At 47.3% G+C, this 825-nt stretch carries 1 protein-coding gene; it reads left to right on the top strand.

The window, feature by feature from the left end; genetic code table 11:
* Nucleotides 1–825: glutamate-5-semialdehyde dehydrogenase (locus A3763_RS00475; RefSeq protein ID WP_068759801.1), on the top strand; the 825-nt coding region annotated here is incomplete at both ends.

Here is an 825-nt window from a genome sequence, read left to right as displayed (position 1 = left end):
CTCAAGTATATGCCTTCCGGTATTCAGGTTGGCAAGATGCGTGTGCCGCTTGGTGTGATTGGGATTATCTATGAGTCTAGACCAAATGTAACGGTTGAAGCGGCGAGCCTGTGTATTAAATCGGGTAATGCAACGATTCTTCGTGGCGGTTCAGAAGCTATTCATTCAAACAAGGCCATCGCGAGCTGTATCGCAATAGGTTTGTCTGAAGCTGGCTTGCCTGAAACGGCTGTTCAGGTGATTGAAACGACAGATCGCGCGGCAGTGGGTGAAATGATCACCATGCCAGAATATGTCGATGTGATCGTGCCTCGTGGCGGAAAAGGTCTGATCGAGAGAATCAGTCGAGACGCTAAGGTGACAGTAATTAAGCACTTGGACGGTATATGTCACGTGTTTATCGACCGTGATGCGGATATTGAAAAGGCGAAGGCAATTTCATTGAATGCAAAAACGCATCGTTATGGCACTTGCAATACGATGGAAACGCTTTTGGTTGATGCGCCTGTCGCTGAAGAGGTTCTGCCCCAGTTAGCAGTTTTATATGCAGAAAAAGAGGTTGAGCTACGTGGCTGTGAGCAAACTTGCACAATCTTGAATAATGCGGGTTTTGCTGCGAAGGATGCGACGCTGGAAGATTGGCAGACAGAATATCTTGCGCCGGTATTATCTATTAAGGTGGTAGAGGGTATGCAGGAAGCCATTGCGCACATCAATGAGTTCGGTTCGCACCATACTGACTCAATTGTTACCGAGAACTATACAAAAGGTCGTCAATTCCTAGCGAGTGTCGATTCCAGCTCGGTAATGATCAATGCCTCAACG

The sequence above is a fragment of the Oleiphilus sp. HI0128 genome, assembly GCF_001635365.1.
This window is presented reverse-complemented; position numbering and strand designations above follow the sequence as displayed.